Source organism: Rhizobium sp. P43, assembly GCF_056730705.1.
The window spans coordinates 4,377,293-4,396,580 of the sequence record NZ_CM161539.1; the positions used below are offsets into that span (position 1 = coordinate 4,377,293).

The 19,288-nt window shown below is 60.0% G+C and carries 16 protein-coding genes and 1 riboswitch; of the genes, 4 read left to right on the forward strand and 12 right to left on the reverse strand.

The window, feature by feature from the left end; all coding sequences use genetic code 11:
• Positions 1–18: 18 nt before the first annotated feature.
• From AC1PUL_RS21505 to epmA, 3 genes are all read right to left on the reverse strand, one after another.
• A complete protein-coding gene (locus AC1PUL_RS21505) occupies positions 19–1,713 on the reverse strand; it encodes a hypothetical protein (RefSeq protein ID WP_480466012.1) in 1,695 nt (564 codons plus the stop codon).
• A 112-nt stretch (positions 1,714–1,825) separates the two neighbouring features.
• Complete coding sequence (locus AC1PUL_RS21510; RefSeq protein ID WP_480468651.1) at positions 1,826–2,869, reverse strand: lysine-2,3-aminomutase-like protein; 1,044 nt, start codon at positions 2,867–2,869, stop codon at positions 1,826–1,828.
• The gene (epmA, locus tag AC1PUL_RS21515; protein ID WP_480466013.1) at positions 2,859–3,926 is read right to left on the reverse strand and encodes an EF-P lysine aminoacylase EpmA; all 1,068 of its coding nucleotides are present in this window, start codon (positions 3,924–3,926) and stop codon (positions 2,859–2,861) included. The genes AC1PUL_RS21510 and epmA overlap by 11 nt, the downstream gene beginning before the upstream one ends.
• Before the next feature lie 137 nt (positions 3,927–4,063).
• On the opposite strand from epmA, the gene efp reads away from it, so the two are divergent.
• A complete protein-coding gene (efp, locus tag AC1PUL_RS21520) occupies positions 4,064–4,633 on the forward strand; it encodes an elongation factor P (RefSeq protein ID WP_298468317.1) in 570 nt (189 codons plus the stop codon).
• 155 nt (positions 4,634–4,788) lie between these two features.
• Here the strand turns inward: efp and AC1PUL_RS21525 are convergent, their stop codons facing one another.
• A complete protein-coding gene (locus tag AC1PUL_RS21525; RefSeq protein ID WP_480466014.1) occupies positions 4,789–5,019 on the reverse strand; it encodes a YdcH family protein in 231 nt (76 codons plus the stop codon).
• A gap of 100 nt (positions 5,020–5,119) precedes the next feature.
• On the opposite strand from AC1PUL_RS21525, the gene AC1PUL_RS21530 reads away from it, so the two are divergent.
• Positions 5,120–6,043: a hydrogen peroxide-inducible genes activator gene (locus AC1PUL_RS21530; RefSeq protein ID WP_480466015.1), complete on the forward strand. Its 924-nt coding sequence runs from the start codon at positions 5,120–5,122 to the stop codon at positions 6,041–6,043.
• Between the two features lie 41 nt (positions 6,044–6,084).
• Here AC1PUL_RS21530 and AC1PUL_RS21535 read toward each other — a convergent pair whose 3' ends face one another.
• Both AC1PUL_RS21535 and AC1PUL_RS21540 read right to left on the reverse strand, forming a co-directional pair.
• A complete protein-coding gene (locus tag AC1PUL_RS21535) occupies positions 6,085–7,569 on the reverse strand; it encodes an NAD-dependent succinate-semialdehyde dehydrogenase (protein WP_480466016.1) in 1,485 nt (494 codons plus the stop codon).
• A gap of 3 nt (positions 7,570–7,572) precedes the next feature.
• Entirely contained in the window at positions 7,573–8,853 is a 1,281-nt protein-coding gene (locus tag AC1PUL_RS21540; protein ID WP_480466017.1) for a 4-aminobutyrate--2-oxoglutarate transaminase, read from the reverse strand.
• A gap of 185 nt (positions 8,854–9,038) precedes the next feature.
• Between AC1PUL_RS21540 and AC1PUL_RS21545 the strand changes: the two genes are divergently transcribed.
• Entirely contained in the window at positions 9,039–9,815 is a 777-nt protein-coding gene (locus AC1PUL_RS21545) for a cupin domain-containing protein (RefSeq protein ID WP_480468652.1), read from the forward strand.
• 67 nt (positions 9,816–9,882) lie between these two features.
• On the opposite strand, the gene AC1PUL_RS21550 is transcribed toward AC1PUL_RS21545, so the two are convergent.
• The 6 genes from AC1PUL_RS21550 to AC1PUL_RS21575 form a co-directional block, all read right to left on the reverse strand.
• Positions 9,883–11,307, reverse strand: a complete 1,425-nt coding sequence (locus tag AC1PUL_RS21550; protein WP_480466018.1) for an efflux transporter outer membrane subunit — start codon at positions 11,305–11,307, stop codon at positions 9,883–9,885.
• 128 nt (positions 11,308–11,435) lie between these two features.
• Positions 11,436–14,555, reverse strand: a complete 3,120-nt coding sequence (locus tag AC1PUL_RS21555) for an efflux RND transporter permease subunit (protein WP_480466019.1) — start codon at positions 14,553–14,555, stop codon at positions 11,436–11,438.
• Positions 14,556–14,596: 41 nt separating this feature from the next.
• Positions 14,597–15,808, reverse strand: coding sequence for an efflux RND transporter periplasmic adaptor subunit (locus tag AC1PUL_RS21560; protein ID WP_480466020.1), 1,212 nt, complete (start codon positions 15,806–15,808; stop codon positions 14,597–14,599).
• Between the two features lie 141 nt (positions 15,809–15,949).
• A complete protein-coding gene (locus AC1PUL_RS21565; protein WP_480466021.1) occupies positions 15,950–16,552 on the reverse strand; it encodes a TetR/AcrR family transcriptional regulator in 603 nt (200 codons plus the stop codon).
• A 77-nt stretch (positions 16,553–16,629) separates the two neighbouring features.
• Complete coding sequence (locus AC1PUL_RS21570; protein WP_480466022.1) at positions 16,630–17,574, reverse strand: phosphoribosylaminoimidazolesuccinocarboxamide synthase; 945 nt, start codon at positions 17,572–17,574, stop codon at positions 16,630–16,632.
• A 136-nt stretch (positions 17,575–17,710) separates the two neighbouring features.
• On the reverse strand, positions 17,711–18,394 hold the full coding sequence (locus tag AC1PUL_RS21575; protein WP_480466023.1) for an energy-coupling factor ABC transporter permease: 684 nt from the start codon (positions 18,392–18,394) through the stop codon (positions 17,711–17,713).
• A 52-nt stretch (positions 18,395–18,446) separates the two neighbouring features.
• Positions 18,447–18,661: riboswitch (cobalamin riboswitch) on the reverse strand.
• 149 nt (positions 18,662–18,810) lie between these two features.
• Here AC1PUL_RS21575 and AC1PUL_RS21580 point away from each other — a divergent pair.
• The gene (locus tag AC1PUL_RS21580; RefSeq protein WP_480466024.1) at positions 18,811–19,023 is read left to right on the forward strand and encodes a hypothetical protein; all 213 of its coding nucleotides are present in this window, start codon (positions 18,811–18,813) and stop codon (positions 19,021–19,023) included.
• The last annotated feature ends 265 nt before the right edge of the window (positions 19,024–19,288 follow it).

Below are 19,288 nucleotides of genomic sequence, written 5' to 3' on the forward strand. Positions count from 1 at the left end.
TTCGTCACCCGGCCTTTGTCATGGAGTTTTCAGAAGGCCCGGCCGCAGTAGAAGGTCCCAGCACGGATCGATCGCAATGACCTGCCGGCCCGAGAGTGCCTCTCGGTAGCGCTCTTCGAGCATGCGGCGTCCGGTTGTTACCGGGCATTTTGGTCGCAGCACTCCATCCGTCGCCTCGACCGCTTCCAGCGCTTCCGGTGAGACTTCTCTGACGGTGCGGAAGGGATCGGCCCCGATCTGGATCTTTCGGGTTGCGTCTCGGTCAAGGATCCAGGGGAAGGGGTTGGCGAAGTCGAGCGTCATCAGGCTCTCCAGGCGGATCTGGTTATCGGCCTCGAACTTCTTTAGCGCCTTTACCAGTATGTCCGCAGAGACAATCCAATACATCTGATAGTCGAGTTCGCTGTAGAGCTGCCAGCTCGGCAATTCTCCCTTGTTGGCGAGATCGATATAGGCTGCTCCCTGCGTGGCGTAGTGGTCCTCCAGCATCAGTGCCCGATCCATCACGTCCCTGCGGCTCAAGACCTGCTGCATGTTGCGCAGCTCAGGAACATCCGGCGTCACGTAGGTCGGCGCTACGGCGACAGAGCGCAATGTCTTATGGGCGACCTTGCTGATCGTAGGAACCGTGCAGAAAGCGGCGAGCACGAGAAAAGCGATCTTTGTGCGATCGATTACCTGTGGCAGCCGGTTGTAAGCCATCAGCAGCACGGGCCAGATGAAGATGAATTCCTGGCTGCCCGTGTTCTGGGTCTCGAGGATCGTTCCGCCGAGCAGGGAAATCCCGAACCACCAGAAGGAGCGGTCGAAGAAGCGTCTTGGCTCGGATGCATAGTTGAGATCTGCCCAGATCATTACGAGCAGAAGCAGACCGGCCGGCAAGAGCACGTCGAGCTTGCCCGAGGCGACGGTCAGGAAGCGCGGGAGCAGAGCATCGTGGTTCATCGCGATCAGGTCGAGGATGTCCCTGATATAAGCTGAGATCATCCCGGAGCCGAGTTCGACCGCGACCAGCGGAAGGAGGAAGGCAAAGGCTGCCAGCGCAAGATTGGCGAATGAGATGCGCCCTGCGAGGAGGGCGCCCAGGCCGAACAGGCCGCCGACCAGAAAGCCTGTGATTTTGGTGAGAAACAGAGCCAGCATGGCCAGCGCACAGAAGAGCGCGAAGCGTTGGCCGCCGCGCATGAAAACGAGACCTGATGTCAGGACATAGAGAAGAAGCGAGGTCTGCCGGTTGTAGATGCCGAAGCCATCAAGCCCTGGATAGGAATGAAAGAACTGGGCATTGGCCGGGAAGGCCGCGAAAACCAGAAAGGGGATGAGCAAGGCGAAGGCGGTGCTTCGGCTTCGTCTGGCCACGTCCGCCAGAACCAGCGTCATCAGCGGCGCAGTGACCGCGAGTTGCGACCACTGGACCAAGAGCAAGGGTTGGGCACGTGGGAAAAGGTCCAGACCCCAGGCAAAGAGGTAGTAACCCAGAGCACCGACCGGCGTTGAAAAATCGACGCTCGGGATCTGGCCCATCCGGATGCGCTGCGCTGCATCGAGGTAGATATAGGTGTCCCAGTACATCGGACCGATTGGCGCTGCGAGCGGAAGCGTGAGCAAAGCAAAGAGCAAGATCACGGAGAGCCAGAGCCAAGCCACCGGTGACGCTACGAACCCGGCCAGAATTCCTCTGTTGTCTTTATCAAGAGCCGCTGTCTCCGCCATGTCTGTCCCCGCTAGCTGATCGCCTGTCTCACTTCGCGCCATGGTGTGCACGAAACCTTAACAGGCTGAAAACAGGCTGGATGACAAACAACGTTCTGAGCTGGCTCCTGCCTCAGGGATAGGCGTGCTCATTCCCGTGTCGGTCGCGCACGGCGTAGCGTCCGTCGCCCAGATCACGGACGGCATCCTCGCCGAGTGCCACCTTGCCGTATCCACCGGGCAGGTCGAGGATGTAGTGGGGGATGCAAAGGCCCGAGATCCGCGTGCGCAGTTCACGCATCAGGGCCTGACCTTCAGCGATCGTCAGGCGGAAATGGCCGGTGCCGGGCGCCATGTCCGGGTGGTGCAGGTAATAGGGCTTGATGCCGGTTTCGACGAAGGCCCGCATCAGCGATGTCAGGGTCTCCGCGGCGTCGTTCACGCCTTTCAAGAGCACGCTCTGGCTGACCATCTGCACACCGCCGGCGATCAACCGTCTGCAGGCCGCGCGCGCTTCGGGCGTCAGTTCGCGGGGGTGGTTGGCGTGTAAAGCCAGGATCACGCTCTTGCCGCTCAACCCCAGGGCCTCCACCAGCTCGCCTGTGATCCGCTCGGGATCGACGACGGGCACGCGGCTGTGGATCCTCAAGACCTTGACGTGGTCCATGGCTGCCAGCTTCTCGGCCACATCGCGCAGGCGTCGAGCAGACAGGATCAGCGGATCGCCGCCGGTCAGGATGACTTCCCAGATGCGCGTGTCCGAGGCGATGTAATCGAGCGCCTTTTGCAGGGCCTCGGCGCCGAGATTGCCGTCGCCCTGCGGGCCGACCATTTCGCGGCGGAAACAGAAGCGGCAATAGACCGGGCAGACGTGAACGAGCTTCAGCAGTACGCGGTCCGGATAGCGGTGGACGATGCCTTCGACCGGCGAGTGTGGATGGTCCCCAATCGGATCCGGTCGTTCCGCGGGATGCTCGATCAGTTCGGCGGCGTCCGGCACATACTGTGCAGCGATCGGATCTGCCGGATCATTGGTATCAATCAGGGCCCGGACTGTCGGAGTAAGCGCGATCGCATAGCGCTCGGCAACCGTCTCAAGGCCAGCAGCCCGATCGCTTGCGACAAGCCCCTCGGACACGAGGTCGGAAACGGTCCTCAGCGTCTGTTCAGCCAAGATGCGTCTCCGCAACCGGTGCCCAGATGACCTGATCGATCCTCAGCGCTCCCGTTGCCAGCATGACGAGCCGGTCGAAGCCAAGCGCGATGCCGGAGGCTTCGGGCATATGCTGAAGCGCTTCCAGGAAGTCTTCGTCGAGCGGATAGGTTTCTCCGTAAACCCGCTGCTTTTCCGCCATTTCTGCCTGAAAACGGCGGCGCTGTTCGGTCGCGTCTGTCAGTTCGCCAAAGGCATTGGCGAGTTCAACACCGCAGGCATAGACCTCGAAGCGTTCGGCAACGCGTGGATCATCGGCACAGGGGCGGGCAAGGGCTGCTTCTGCGACCGGATAGCGGTCAAGGATGGTCACCCGGCCATTGCCAAGATTGGGTTCGACCTTCTCGACTATGACCCGGCTGAAGAGATCCGCCCAGGTGTCGTCGGCAGCGATACGCATGCCGGCTGCCGTCAGCTGCCTGGCCAATGCATCGCGGTCCGTCGTGCCGTCCGCTTCGATTGTCGAAAGAAGGTCGATGCCGGCACAGTGCGTGAAGGCATCTGCCACGGAGATCCGTTCGTACTCAGCAAAAGGATCGACGGTCTTGTCGCCGAAGACAAAGCGCTGCGTGCCGGCCGTCTCCGCCGCAAGCGCGATTAGATGCGCGCAATCGCGCATTAGCTGCTCGTAGCTTTCGCCGACCCGGTACCATTCCAGCATGGTGAATTCCGGGTGGTGCAGGGGGCCGCGCTCGCGGTTGCGATAGACATGGGCAAAGCAGGCGATCCTGGTTTCGCCGGCGGCGAGCAGCTTCTTGCAGGCAAATTCCGGGGAGGTGTGCAGATAGAGCGGCACGGCCGTGCCGTCATGGCCGATGGCATCGGTCCTGAAGGCGTGCAGATGTGCTTCGTTGCCCGGCGAGGCCTGGAGGGTCGCCGTATCCACCTCGATGAAATCCTGCATGGCAAAGCGGGCACGGAAGGCTGCCTGGATCCGGTTGCGCCCGATCAGGAAGGGACGCCGGTCCACGTGCACGGACGCACGCCACCAGGGCGGGGATGATCGGCGGCTGTCAGTCATGCCGGAATCTCGGTCCATTTCTCAACACGGGCTGGCTATTTTGCCGAATTTGGGTTAGGTGCGCCCGAGAAATTCAAAGAGGTCCGTCGGGACCGCCGTCCTTTACGACGGGTCTTACGCAGATACAAGGAAATCCAATGGTCAAGATTATCGCCTCGTCCGTGCGCAAGGGCAATGTCATCGATGTGGACGGCAAGCTCTACGTCGTTCTGACGGCTGAAAACTTCCACCCGGGCAAGGGCACGCCGGTCACCCAGGTCAACATGCGCCGCATCGTCGATGGCGTGAAGGTCTCCGAACGCTGGCGCACGACCGAGCAGGTCGAGCGCGCGTTCGTCGAAGACGTCAACCACCAGTTCCTCTATGAAGACGGCGAAGGCTTCCACTTCATGAACCCGGAATCCTACGACCAGGTCGTCGTTGATGCCGAAACCATGGGTGATCAGAAGGCCTATCTGCAGGAAGGCATGGTCTGCATTCTCTCGATGCATGAAGGCGTGGCGCTCGCCATCCAGCTGCCGCGTCATGTCACGCTCGAAATCGTCGAGACCGAGCCGGTCGTGAAGGGCCAGACGGCCTCGTCGTCCTACAAGCCTGCCATGCTGTCGAACGGTATCCGCACCATGGTGCCGCCGCATATCGATGCCGGCACCCGCGTGGTCATCGCGACCGAAGACAATTCCTACGTCGAGCGCGCCAAGAACTGAGGCGCGACTGATCCGCACAAACACGAAACCCGGCGCAGATCACGCCGGGTTTTTTTTATCTTCGGTCTTTATCCCCTGAATGCCGGCGGGGCGCAGGGGGGCCCCGCCGGCCGCTCTCGCCGGTCACGATGCGCCATCACGGAGCGCAAGCGTGCTCAGCGTCCGGCGAGAAGAGGGGTGCCGAAGCTTGACGCCTTTGAACGGGCTGCGCCGACCTTCATGGTCTCGCCCTGTTCCAGCAACATGATCTGCTCCTTCAAATGCAGCTTGATCTTTTTCAAGGCACGGACCCGGATGCCGTCCGGTTGTGGACGACGCTGCTCCTCATCGATCTTGGCGGCGACGATCGTATGGCGGGCTTTGAGGGCTTTCAGCAGTTGCTTCATGGCTATCTCCTTTCGTACGCCCACAATGTGATGCCTTGCAGTTGATTATTCCAATTCATTGATTGTATGATTTCGATAGTTTCTCTCTATCGAGGTAGCCATGCCCTTTCGTCCTAGCCATCGGCAATTGGAGTATCTGGTCATGCTTGGGGAGACCGGGCACTTCGGAGAGGCGGCCAAGCGGTGCAACGTCTCTCAGCCGACGCTTTCCGTTCAGGTGTCGCTGCTTGAAAAGCAGCTCGGTGTGACGCTGATTGACCGCGTGCCCGGGCAGGTCGCGCCCACACCCGTGGGGCAGGACATCATCAATGCTGCCAAGATCATCCTGAATGGTCTCGACGAGATCACGGTGCTGGCATCAAGCTCCAAGGGAAATCTTGGTGGTGCGATGCGCCTCGGCGTGGCCCCGTCCTTCGGGCCCTATTTCCTGCCTTATCTGTTGCCGAAGCTGCATTCGCAGTATCCGGATCTCAAGCTTTACATCCGTGAAGACCGACCGAGGCTGCTTGAGAAGGCTGTCCTGCAGGGGGAGACCGATTGCGGCCTTGGCCCGATCCCCTTCGACCAGGACGACTTCGTATCCGAGCAGATCTGCCGCGAGCGGATCTTTCTTGCCGTTCCGAGCGAGCACCCTCTGGCCAAGCTGGACAGCGTTCCCATGGCAGCATTGAAGGGAGCTCGTATGCTGACGCTCGGCCCGGGGCATCGGCTGATGGACGAGGTGCGGAAGCTTGCGGATATGTCGGGCGCTATCCTGGCGCTGGAATATGAAGGTTCCAGCCTTGATGCGATCCGGCAGATGGTTTCCATCGAAATGGGGATTTCGCTTTTTCCGGAACTTTATGTGCGGACGGAATTCGCCAAGGACGAAGGTATCAAGGTCCTACCTGTGACCGACTGGGAAGGAACGCGCGATATCGGCTTCTTCTGGCGGCGGTCATCGGCGCGGGGAAGCCACTTCCAGGCTCTGGCGAAACTGGCGAGCCAGGTTGCGGATCAATTGTTCGCCCGCTCGTTTCCATAAATGAAATCCCCGGCCGGAACCGGGGATTTGAAGGTCGTCGCTCAGGCGATGCCACCGAGGCAGATGTACTTGATCTCGGTATAGTCATCGATGCCGTATTTCGAGCCTTCGCGACCGAGGCCGGACTGCTTGATGCCACCGAAGGGCGCTACTTCCGTGGAGATGAGGCCGGTGTTGACGCCAACCATGCCGTATTCGAGGGCTTCCGCGACGCGGAACACCTTGGCGATGTCCTTCGAATAGAAGTAGGAGGCGAGACCGAACTCGGTGGCATTGGCCAGTTCGATCACTTCCTCTTCCGTCTCGAACTTGAAGAGCGGTGCGACCGGGCCGAAGGTCTCTTCGGTGGCGACCTTCATGGCGGTCGTCACGCCGGTCAGGATCGTAGGCTCGAAGAAGAGCTCGCCAGCGGAGGACGGCTTGCCGCCGAGGGCAATGGTTGCGCCCTTCGATACGGCGTCGGCGACGTGTTCCTTGACCTTCTCGATAGCCTTGGCGTCGATCAGTGGGCCGGTCGTGACACCCTCGCCAAAGCCGTTGCCGACCTTCAGCTGGCCGACCTTCTCCGCGAGCTTCTTGGCAAAGGCGTCATAGATGCCTGCCTGTACGTAGAGACGGTTGGCGCAGACACAGGTCTGGCCGGCATTGCGATACTTCGAGATCATCGCCCCTTCGACAGCGGCGTCGAGATCTGCATCGTCGAAGACGATGAAGGGCGCATTGCCGCCGAGTTCCAGGCCGAGCTTCATGATCTGGTCGGCGCCCTGACGCATCAGGATACGGCCGACATTCGTCGATCCGGTGAAGGTCAGCTTGCGGACCTTGTCATTGGCGCAGAGTTCCTGCCCGACCATGGCTGCATCAGTCGAGGTCAGCACCGAGAAGAGGCCGGCGGGCAGGCCCGCACGTTCGGCGAGGATGGCGAGTGCCAGGGCCGAGAGCGGGGTCTGGGCGGCAGGTTTCGACACCATAGCGCAACCGACGGCCAGTGCGGGAGCGACCTTGCGGGCGAGCATGGCATTCGGGAAGTTCCACGGCGTGATCGCGCCGACGACGCCAACCGGCTGCTTGATGACCATGATCCGCTTGTCGGCCTGGTGTCCGGGGATGGTGTCGCCGTAGACACGCTTGGCTTCTTCGGCGAACCATTCGACGTAGGATGCGCCGTAGAGGATTTCGCCACGGGCTTCCGGCCAGGGCTTGCCCATTTCCATCGTCAGGATGGTGGCGAGATCGTCAGCATTGGCAACCATCAGGTCGTTCAACTTGCGCAGGATTGCGGCGCGTTCCTTGCCGGTCTTCTTGGCCCAGGCCTTCTGCGCGGTATGGGCGGCGTCGATCGCCTTGGTCACTTCCGCCTTGTTGAGGTCGGGAAGGACCGCGATTACTTCGCCGGTTGCCGGGTTGGTGACCTCGAAGGTCTTGCCGGACTGGCTTGCCGCCAGCCAGTCATTACCGACCAGCGACTTGTCGGTCGCCAGAGTCGGATCCTTCAGCTTTTCGGTCAGGGTTTTCGAAATGGTCATGCCTCAAGCTCCTGCTGCAACTTCACGGATCGAGGCTTCGATAAGATCGAGCGCCTCGTTGAAGACCTCGTCCTGAATGGTGATCGGGGCGAGGAAGCGGATGACGTTGCTGTAGACGCCGCAGGTGAGAAGGATCAGGCCCTTCTCCAGCGCCTTTACACGCACCGCATTGGTGAAATCCGCATTCGGCTTGTCGGTTCCCGGGATCTTGAATTCGACGGCGTTCATGAAGCCGAGGCCACGGATGTCCATGATGTGCGGAACATCGGCGCGGATTGCTTCGAGGCGCTGCTTCAGGCGGTTGCCGAGCTGGTTGGCGCGGTCGCAGAGCTGCTCTTCCTCGATGACGTCGAGAACGGCATGGGCGGCGGCGATTGCCAACGGGTTGCCGGCGTAAGTGCCGCCGAGGCCGCCTGGGCCCGGAGCATCCATCAGTTCGGCGCGGCCGGTGACGGCAGACAGCGGAAAGCCGCCAGCGAGGCTCTTGGCCATCGTCGTCAGGTCCGGAACCACATCATAGTGCTCCATGGCGAACAGCTTGCCGGTGCGGGCAAAGCCGGTCTGGACTTCGTCGGCGACGAGCAGGATGCCGTGCTGGTCGCAGATTTCGCGCAGTGCCTTCATCAGAGCACGCGGCACGTCATAGAAGCCGCCTTCGCCCTGAACCGGCTCGAGAATGATCGCAGCCACGCGCTTCGGGTCGACATCGGCCTTGAACAGCTTGTCTAGCACATCGAGCGTGGTTTCGACGTCAATGCCGTGCATTTCGAGCGGGAAGGGCACGTGGAAGACGTCGCCCATCATCGGGCCAAAACCGACCTTGTAAGGGACGACCTTGCCGGTCAGGGCCATGCCGAGGAAGGTACGGCCGTGGAAGCCGCCGGTAAATGCGATGACGGCGGAGCGGTTGGTCGCGCAGCGGGCGATCTTGATGGCGTTTTCGACGGCTTCAGCACCCGTCGTCGCGAAGATCGTCTTCTTCTCGAAATTGCCCGGGACCATCTTGTTCAGGCGTTCGGCAAGCGCGACATAGTTTTCGTATGGTACGACCTGGTGGCAGGTGTGGGTGAAGCGGTCCAGCTGGTTCTTGACGGCTTCGACGACCTTCGGGTGGCGATGGCCGGTGTTGAGAACGGCGATACCGCCCGCGAAGTCGATGTAGCGTTTCCCTTCGACATCCCAGATCTCCGAGTTCTCAGCCTTGTCGGCATAGATCTGCGTGGTCATGCCGACGCCGCGGGAAATGGCGTTATTCTTGCGAGCTGAGATTTCGGCGTTCTTCATCGTTTTCGTCCTGTGCGAAGGGTTGCCAGCGGCGTCACACATCACTGCGATCGCCCGGTGAGATATTTCCTACATTTTTTCTGTAGACTTGCAATATGCTTTGTCGGCATTATCACCCGTGACTGCGACATTTCGTGAGGGGCAGCGTGGACGATATCCGGTTCAAGATTGCAGAAGCCGCCAGAATGGCGGGCGTCTCGCCCTCCACGCTGCGTCTGTGGGAAAGCCAGGACCTGATCCAGCCGATCCGCACGCCGACGGGGCAGCGGCTCTACGATCGCGCCCTTGTCGATCGCCTGAAGCGCATCGCCTGGCTTCGAAGCGAGAAGGGCCTCAATCCGGCTGCGATCCGCGAAACGCTGCGGGAATTGCCGGAGGTGGACGATGAGACCTCCGAAAGCGACGATGATGCCTCGGACATCCGTGCGGGCACGAGAATGCGCCGGCTGCGACGCGAGGCAGGCAAAACACTCGAAAATGTTGCCCAGGCGACGGGCGTTTCGGTGTCCCAGCTCTCGACCTTTGAACGGACATCGCAAGGCCTGTCCTTCACTTCGCTTCACGAAGTTGCCCGGCATTTGGGTACAACACTTGCTTCTCTCAGCGGTCAGGAGGAGGGCAGGGGCGGCGAAAGCCTCATCCGCGACGGCAAGTGGTCGTCATGGCCGACCACCTCATCCGGTGTCGCTGTCCAGGTCCTGGCCGAAGGCCGCAACATGATGGAGTGTAATCGCTTCCAGCTGGCTCCAGGAGCATCCAGCGAGGGCGCTTATCAGCACGAGGGTGAGGAGTTCATCCATATGCTCTCCGGCAGCCTTGAGATCATTCTCGACGGCGACCAATTCTTCGAGCTGCATGCTGGCGACAGCTTCTACTTTGAAAGCCGCAGGCCCCACTCCTGGCGCAATATCTCGAGCGGCGAGACGGTCCTGATCTGGATCAATACGCCCGCGACCTTCTGAGCAGCGCAAATAGAAAACCCGGCGACCGTTTCCGGTGCCGGGTTTTGTGTTTTTTGCCGGATGCAGATTATCTGCTTGCAACAACCGGTTCGGCACCATCCCAGGCGTAACCGCCGCCGATAGCGACATTGAGATTGACGTAGCCGTTTGCAAGCTGCTGTACGGCTTGAGCGAGGTTCGCCTGAGCACTGGCGACGTTGCGCTGGGCATCCAGAACGTCGAGCAGCGATGATGCGCCGTCGCGGTAGCTTGCAGTGGCAAGCGACAAAGCTTCTTCGTAGGAGCGGACGGTGGCGGTCAGGGCCGACACCGTTTGACGGGTGCGGTTGACGGCAACAAGTGCATTCTCGACCTCGGATACAGCGTTCAGCACCGTTTCCTTCCAAGAGAGATACGCCTCACGCGCTGCAGCTTCGCGCGCCTTTATGTTTGCAACGCGGGCGCCGGCGTCGAAGATCGGCAGGTTGATGCTCGGACCGAAGCCCCAGGTTGTTGCCTTGCCATTGAGCGCTGACGTCGCCACGAGCGTCGGAGAGATCGATCCGCTGAGCGTGATAGACGGATAAAGGGCTGCTTCGGCAACGCCGATTTGGGCCGTGGCTGCGGCGAGATTGCGCTCAGCAGCGCGGATGTCCGGGCGGTTGCGGATCAGGTCGGCCGGCACGCCAGCATTGACGCTGCGGCGAGCATAAGGCTGCGCTGCGCCTTTCTGCAAATCTGCCAGCAGTTCGGTCGCGGGAAGGCCAAGCAGAAGCGAGATCCGGTGAACCGACTGGCGGAAGGAGATTTCCAGGCCGGGGATCTCGGCGAGCGTCGAGTTCACGAGACCTTCCGACTGGACAACATCGAGGCGCGATGCAGCGCCGGCTTCCAACTGAAGGCGCGTCAGTTCCAGCGTTTCACGACGCGAAGCAAGGTTCTTGCGGGCAATCGCGATCCGCTCCTGGAAATAGCGAGCATCGACATAGGCCGATACTACGCTCGACAGGAAAGTGAGGCGGGCCACATCAGCGCCGGCATACGCGGCATCAAGGCTTGCCTTCGCGCTTTCCTTGGACCGACGATATTGGCCGAAGAGATCGAGTAGCCACGAGACGCTTCCAACGCCTGTCGTGGTATACGTCGTATCGCTCTCGCGGCTTGCGCTTGCGCCGCTGGCATTGGTCTGTGAGACCTGATGCTCCGCAGAGACCGTCAGCCGCGGGAAGGCAGCTGAGTCTGCTGCGTCAAAGCTCGCCTCAGCAGCCGTGATGCGTTCGATTGCTTGTAGCACGTCGAGGTTCTGCGCAAGACCTGTTTCGACGAGCCCGTTGAGACGGCGGTCGTTGAAGGCGGTCCACCACGGCGCCAATGTCACGTCGGCGGCCGCTCGGGCGCTGCCTTCGGAAAACTTGACCGGGAGGGTGGTCTGCGGCGCTTCATGGTCTGGTCCGACGACACAACCGGACAGAAGAAGCATTGCGAGTGGAGCGGCGGCACGAATCTTGAGCATCACGTGTTCCTGTAAAAGTCTCCCGGTCTTGCCACGACGGGGTTATCATGACCCCGAGCCAACGACCGACTTAAACACGTAGGCTACCGCAGCAGCCTACGCATTAGTTGGTTAACATAGTTTGTCAATCAGCCTGAAGACAGGCCGTCCTTGGGTTTTGCACCGCCGAAAATTTGCCGGATGATCACGAAAAACGACGGTACGAAGAAGATTCCGAGTGCTGTTGCGGTGAACATGCCGCCGAGAACGCCGATACCGATGGAATTCTGAGCTGCAGAGCCCGCGCCGGTCGCAATTGCGAGTGGGACGACACCCAGGATAAAGGCGAGCGACGTCATGATGATCGGACGCAGACGGAGCTTTGCAGCTTCGAGTGTTGCATCAATAACACTCACTCCCGTGGCCTGGCGGTCCTTGGCAAACTCCACGATCAGAATCGCATTCTTCGCCGCCAGACCGATGGTCGTCAGCAAGCCGACCTTGAAATACACGTCGTTCGACTGACCAAATGTATAGGCTGCGGCTACTGCACCCAGCACGCCGACCGGTACCGCCATGATGACCGAGAAGGGGATCGACCAGCTTTCATACAGTGCGGCCAGGCAAAGGAAGACGATCAGAACGGACAGGGCATAAAGCAAAGGTGCCTGTGAGCCAGAGAGCCGCTCCTGATAGGAGATGCCCTGCCAAGCGACCGTGTAGCCACCGTCGAGCTCTGCCGTCAGCTGTTCCATGGTGTCCATCGCCGTGCCGGAGCTCACGCCCGCTCCAGCTGCCCCTTCCATCGAGATGGCACCGACACCGTTGAACCTGCTGAGCGTTGGTGCGCCGCTGATCCACTCCGTCTTGATGAAGGAGGAGAAGGGAACCATCTCGCCGTTCGCATTGCGGGCATGCCAGTCGTTGATTGCTGTCTCCTGCATGCGATAGGGGGCATCGCCCTGGACATAGACAGGCTTCAATTCACCGTTCAGGGTGAAGTCGTTGACGTCACGTCCAGCGAAAATGGTCGACAACATGCTGTTGACCGTCGCGATGTCGAGACCCATGGCGCCCATCTTCTCCTGGTCGATCAGCATCTTCAGCTGCGTCTCGGCAGGAGGGTTGTTCGAACGCAATGAGCTGACATTCGGATTGGCGCTGCCTGCCTGCATCAGCTGTTGCGATGCTGCGGTCAGAGCTTCCGTCCCTCTCTTGCCGCTGTCGACGAGGTACATGGAAAAGCCGCTCGAGTTGCCAAGTCCGGGGATCGCCGGAGGCGCCAGAGGGAAGACCATCGCATCACGAAGCGTGAAGAAGTAGCCCATGGCACGCTGGACAACGGCAGGTGCCGCAAGCTGTGGGTCTTCGCGCAGGTCGAAGTCCTTCAGCTTGGCAAAGACCAGCGCGTAATTCTGGCCAGCACCTACGAAGGAGAAGCCGGAGACGGAGAAAACGTCCTGGATCGCGTCTTTTTCCTTGTCGAGGTAGTAGTCCTCGATCTTCTTGATGATTTCCTCGGTGCGCGTCGCCGTCGCCCCATTCGGCAACTGAACGATGGTCATCAGCACGCCCTGGTCTTCTTCCGGCAGGAAGGAGGAAGGCAGGCGGAGGAAGAACCAGCTCATGCTGCCGATGACGATGGCAAACATCAGCATGACTCGGATGGGACGCTTCAACAGATAGCCGATCGAAGTGACATACCCGCCAGTGGCACGGTCGAAGTTGCGATTGAACCAGCCGCCGAGACCGCCCTTGGGCTTATGGTGATCCACTGGCTTCAGCATGGTGGCGCAGAGTGCCGGTGTCAGCACCAGGGCAACAACGGCCGAGAGAAGCATCGCAGAAACGATCGTCACGGAGAACTGGCGATAGATGATGCCGGTTGAACCGCCGAAGAAGGCCATCGGAATGAAGACAGCCGTCAGCACAAGGGCGATGCCGACGATCGCACCGGTGATCTCGCCCATGGACTTCTGCGTTGCCTCAAGCGGCGATAGGCCTTCCTCGGACATGATGCGCTCTACGTTCTCGACAACGACGATGGCGTCATCGACGAGGAGGCCGATTGCAAGGACCATGGCAAACATGGTGAGCGTGTTGATGGAATAGCCCGTCACCGCAACGATACCGAAGGTGCCAAGCAGCACCACAGGAACGGCAATCATCGGAATGATGGTTGCGCGAAGGTTCTGGAGGAAGACGAGCAGGACCACAAAAACAAGTACGATGGCTTCGAGCAGCGTGTGGACGACCTTTTCGATCGACAGCTGCACGAAGGGCGTCGTGTCGTAGGGGTATGTGATGACAACGTTTTCCGGCAGCGACGGTGCGATGCTCGCCAGCTGCGACTTTACGAGTTCGGCTGTGTCCAGCGCGTTGGCGCCCGTTGCCAGGTTGACCGCAAAACCGGTCGCAGGGTTGCGGTTTGATCGCGTGTTGGTGCCATAGCTTTCCTGGCCGATCTCGATGCGAGCGACGTCGCTCAGTCGGACGGTTGCGCCATCGGTTTCGGTCTTCAGGATAATGGCCTCGAAGTCCGAAACCGACTGCAGCTGGCTCTGGGCCGTAACAGTGACCGTGAGCTGCTGGCCTGCTGGCGCCGGCTGGCTGCCGAGGGCACCGACGGACACCTGGGTGTTCTGGGCCTGGATCGCGGATGTGACGTCGGTCGGCGTCAGCTGGAACTTGTTGAGCTGGAAGGGGTCGAGCCAGACACGCATGGCATAGCCGGTCCCGAAGACCTCAATGCTGCCAACGCCTTCGAGACGCTTGATCTGGTCTTCGATCTGGGTGGAGAAGATATCGCCAAGCTCGACATTGCTGCGAGCGCCGTCGGTCGAGACCAGCGCGCCAACAAGCAGGATGCTCGAGGTCGAACGTGTCACGGTGATGCCGGCGGTCTGGACGATGTCGGGAAGCTGCGACTGCACCAGCTGCAGCTTGTTCTGCACTTGAACCTGGGCAATTTCCGGATCAATCGAGTTGCCGAAGGTCAGCGAGACAGTGGCGGAGCCGGTACTCGACGAAGACGTCATGTAGGTCAGATCATCGAGGCCGGTCATGCCGTCTTCGATGATTGACGTCACGGATTTCTCGACCGTTTCGGCACTCGCGCCGTTGTAGCTTGCCGAGATCTGCACCGTCGTCGGAGCGATTTCGGGGTATTGCGCGATGGAAAGCGTCGAGATCGCCAACGCGCCGCCGAGCATGATGATGATGGCGATCACCCATGCAAAGATCGGGCGTCGAATGAAATACTGGGCCATGGGTTATCCTTTACGCCTCGGTTGCCTTGCCTGTCGCACAATCAGGGTTGTGCTGCAGGGGCGGCAGCAGGCGCCGCGGTCTCTTCGACGATCCCGTTCTCATTGACCTTCGCTTCGACCGGCTGCACCGGGGCGCCGTCACCGATCCACTGGAAGCCATCGAGGATGAGCTTGTCTCCCTCGTTGATTCCGGTTGCGACCAGCCAGTTGTTGCCGGACACCTGCGCGTCCTCGAAGACACGGGTCTCGACCTTGTTGTCGGCGCTGACGAACTTCGCCGACAGTTGGCCGTTGGCGCTTCGGGTCGCAGCGCGCTGCGGGATCAGGAAGCCCTCTTCGGTGCCGACGGTAACAGTTGCGCGGACATACATACCCGGCAGGATCAAACCGTCCGGATTGTCGAATACGGCGCGGATCGAAAACGTCCCGGTGGTCTGACTGACTGCCATTTCCGACATGTCGAGCTTGCCGACGACGGGATATTCTTGTCCATCTTCGAGCGTCAGGCGGATGTCCGTGGCTCCACCTTCACTTCTGTTGATGCGACCGGAATTGATGGCTTCGCGAAGGCGCAGAAGATTCACGCTGGATTCCGTCAGTTCGATGTAAATCGGATCCATGCGCCGCAAGGTCATCAGGCTATCGGCCTGGTTTGCGGTGACGACGTTGCCGATCGAGAAGCGTGACGCGGTCGTGACGCCTTCGAAGGGAGCACGGATTTCGGTCAGTCCGAGTTCGATTTCGGCAGAGCGCAAGGCTGCCTTCGCCTGGGCGACATCGGCCTCCGCCTGCAGGAGCGTGACACGCGCGTTTTCCAGTTCAACCTGTGTTGCACCACTGCCGACCAGACGCTCCTGTCGGGCAAGGTTCGACCGTGCTGTGGGCACTCCGGCCTCAGCCTTTTGCAGACTCGCTTGCGCTTGAGCCTGTGCGGCACGATAGGTGTCGTCCTCGATCTTGTAGAGGAGGTCACCTTCGTTGACTTCGCTGCCTTCCTTGAAGGCGATTTCCTTGATAACGCCACTCACACGCGGGCGGATTTCCGCCGTCTGGAAAGCTGCTGCGCGTCCCGGCAGCGTGCTGGTCAGCGGCTGCGGCGCCTTTTTCATCAGAAGGACACTGACTGTGGCGGGCGGACGCTCGCCACCCGGTGCGCCACCACCGCCGCCTTGTGCCGTTCCCTGATCGGAGCAGCCCCCAAGTGCTGCAGTGCAGATAAGAAGAACAGAGGCGAGTTTGAGGCTTGGGCGCATCGGGGGATCCCATAAGAAAATTTGCAAAACATAAGGCACCAGACCCGGCGATGATGGGGCAGGCGCTGGCCGGTCGAGACAAGCGGCCGTCGTTCCGGTAAACCCGTTGTCTATCGATGAAGTGACGTAATTAAATAATCATCACTTGGCAAGGGGCGAGCGGAGCGCCGCGTCAATCAGGTTTACGACTTCCTTGCAGCGTGTTGCCATAATGTCAGCTTTTTCCATGCCGGTCATGACAGGATGGATCACGCAGGCCAAGGCGTCGAATGTCGCATTGGCCAGACGCGGTACGTCGTCCGTATGGTAGACGCCCTCTTGCACGCCTGCAGAGATGATGTCTGCGATCATGCCGACGACAATTTCACGAAAGCGATCGCCGCAGTCGAGTTCTTCGGTGATCGTGACAAGGATCATCTCGAAAACGAAAGGCGCATCCATCTGTCCAGAGCGATGCTCCTGCATGAGCTGGTGGGCGAGGGCGCAAAGCCGCTCGGGAGCAGGCTTGTCGCTCGCAAGTGCCTTCAACGCATGCAATGTCTGTTCGATTGCACGGGTGGCGATCGCATCGACGAGACTCGTTTTTGTGCGAAAATGTTTAAAGACATTGGCCGGCGACATCGAAAGCTCGGACGCAATATCGGCGATCGTCACGTTTGCATAACCATGTGAGCGGAAGAGCTTTTCGGCAGTGTTGAGGATCTCCTCGCGCGTCTCTTCCGCCGGTCGCCGTGGACGGCGCATGGTGACGCTCGCCCCCGTTGAGGGACAGAAGGCGCCAGAGCGAAGGCGAGGGTCTTGATCCATTTGTACTGCCCTTCTCAGGGAAAACAGGGGGCTAGATTGTCACGAATGCGAGCCCACGGGCTTTCGCCTGTGTCATCGGGCGAAAAAGGCATACCTGTGATCGCTTCATAGGCCTTGATATAGACTTTCGAGGTCTCTTCTACCAGAGATTGGGGAATTTCCGGGATCGGATCAACGTAGGGATCGCAGCGTTCGGCGACCCAGGCGCGGACAAAGTCCTTGTCGAAACTTTGCGGGCGCTCGCCCTTTTCAAAGCTTGCCTGATAGCTGTCAGCGATCCAGTAGCGGCTGCTATCCGGCGTGTGGATCTCGTCAGCAAGAATGATCGTGCCGTTCTCGTCGGTGCCGAATTCATACTTCGTATCGACAAGGATAAGGCCGCGCTGCGCGGCCAGTTCCTGACCACGGGCGAAGAGCGCCAGCGCGTAGCGCGACAGCGTGTTCCATTGTTCCGCGGTCAGCAGCTGCTTGTCCAAGATCTCTGCGGGAGTCAAAGGTTCGTCATGACCGCCGTCGAACTCTTTGCTCGTTGGCGTGATGATCGGGGTCGGCAGCTTCTGATTATCGCGCATGCCATCGGGAAGTGTGACCCCGTACATGCTGCGCTCACCTTTCTTATAAAGCGTGAGAATGGAGGTGCCGGTCGTGCCTGCGAGATATCCGCGCACGACGATCTCTACCGGCAGGATATTGAGGCGTTTGCCGATGACCACATTCGGATCGGGATAGGCAATGACGTGGTTGGGGCAGATATCGCTCGTCTTCTCGAACCAGTAGCGTGCGGTCTGGGTGAGCACCTGGCCCTTATAAGGAATGCAGGTCAGGATGCGGTCGAAGGCGCTGAGCCTGTCGGTCGAGATAATGATGCGGCTGCCATCGGGAAGATCGTAGTTTTCGCGCACCTTACCACGATAGTAGTTCGGCAGTTCCGGATAATAGGCTTCCGACAGGATGCGCATGGATGTCCTCGATATCTGGGCGGGTCATGGCACGCGAAATGGTGCGGCTTGCGGCCTGCGGTAACCCAAAGCGGCGGCTGTTTCAAAGGAAAAGCGCATGGCGGGTGCCATGCGCTCCTCAAGCCAATCCGGCTAGTTACGCGGCTGCATGGTGCAGCCGGCCATTGAAGAGACCGTTGTCGGTCGTCTTTTTCCACGTCTTTGCCGCCGCCAGGACGGCGAGATCCACGAGCGGTTCGATGAGGATCACCGTCATGTAGGCTGCGCCGAAGGTCGCGATACTCGTCAGGCTCTCAGCGGTGAAGCCATGGCCATAGAGGGCCCAGAAGGCGACCCAGGCGACGATGCCGCCCTGATAGGTCGTCGACAGGGCAAGTGCATCGCGATAGCCGACATCGACATAGGCTTTCTTCTGCGGGATGATCCGGGCAGCAAGCTGGCTGATGGCAAACAGCGGCACGATGAGTGTCGTGACATTCATCCCATATTGTGGAAGGTCGAATGGCGCGAAGAACAGGCCCTGCAGCAGCAGGCCTAGCGCCAGACCGATGGAGGCTGCACCCGCGCCGAAGATCAGGAAGAGTGTCGAGCCCAAGATCAGGTGCACTTCCGAAACTCCAACGGGGTGATGCGGCAGAACCTCGAAGAAGGAGAAGACGAGGGCTGTGGTGACTAGTGCCCGGCCGGCAAGACCTGTCGGGCTGGCCTTTGACCTGACATCGTCGACGACCATCTTGCCGACGAGGCCGAATGACAGTGCGGCCGTTGCATAGCTTAGTGCGAGTTTGGCGCCATCGACGACGCCGGGTTCAATATGCATATCTCAAGTCCTTTCGTCCGCGCCCACCGCGCGGGAAGAGTGAATGGCGCTTCAGCGCCGCCAAGTGATGGCAGGTCTCCTGGCTCACGGGTCAGGGCTTCGGTCCGCCTTATCAGCTGAAAGCCAATGGCATGTCGGACGTCGCTCGCCGTTCACAGTTGCGGGGGCAGCCACGGTATCGGCCCCTGATGGGTAGTCCTCACCGTATTCCCTCTTCGTCCGCCCATCCTGTCCTGTCCGGGCGGAACCATCACAAGGGAGAGAGTAGGTCCTGTTGTCGAGCGATGTCCAGCGGTTTGCGACGTGAGCCGCAGACAAACTGCGACAGTTTGGCAAAAGCCAATTTGCCACATTGCATGTGCCCGGAAGCGCCTCCTAACTGCGGTACCGAAAAGACGTTTCCTGGAGGTGCCGACATGGCTGATATGATTTACCGCGTACCAGTTTTTGGCTGGATGCTGAGAGAAGCGATTGGCGGCTCCGCGACCGCTAAGGTCCTGTTCATCGTGAACCTCCTGCTGGTGTGGCTACTCGCCATCGTCACGTTCGGCTATCCGGCGATCATCCTGCCGGCGCTTGCTGCGGTGCCAACGATGTTTGTTGTGCTGATCCTGATCACCAAAGGGTAAAGCCTGAAACAGGCCTTTTAACCAAGCCACCGCGTTACCATATATGGATTGTGGGCCGGCCTTACAGATGGACCGTGAAGTGGCGAGCAAGGTTGGCGTTATCCGAATCGCTGCCGAATTTTTCACATTGAAATCAGCCACTTGAAAAAAACGACAGTTTTTTGACAAATCGCTGTTGACGGGAAAAAGGAGTGGCCGTATAAGCCGCTTCACCGAACGAGAGGGCGGCGCCAAACGGCCCGCCAAACTGGTTCAAACAAGATCT